Consider the following 297-nt stretch of genomic DNA (forward strand, 5'->3'; position numbering starts at 1 on the left):
GTGATTCTTTCGCCAAACAGCCTAAGAAAAGGCTTTGACAAAATGGTTGCCCGGTGCCGTCAAGAGAGTAGGCAGAAACAGAACAGAGGCTTCCCGAATAGCCGGGCTCAGCAAAACGATCAAGCGATTGAAAGGTGGCTGAAGCAGCATGAATCAATCTCAAGTAGCGCATCTGGTTAAGTGCATTGTGAAAATGTATCCGTTCGTAGTTGCCGATGAAACGTACATGAACATCTGGCTTGCCACGACACACCACGCAGACTTTGATGCGACGATGGAACGCTTTTATCGCTACGT

1 protein-coding gene is annotated in these 297 nt (G+C 48.1%); it reads left to right on the forward strand.

Annotation, left to right across the window (positions count from 1 at the left end; translation table 11 throughout):
* Positions 1–180, forward strand: a 180-nt coding sequence (locus AA84_RS19350) for a hypothetical protein (protein ID WP_236628064.1), incomplete at its 5' end; no start/stop codon positions are given.
* Positions 181–297: the final 117 nt, after the last annotated feature.

The sequence above is a fragment of the Sporolactobacillus terrae DSM 11697 genome, assembly GCF_000648615.1.
GTDB classification, from domain to species: domain Bacteria; phylum Bacillota; class Bacilli; order Bacillales; family Sporolactobacillaceae; genus Sporolactobacillus; species Sporolactobacillus terrae.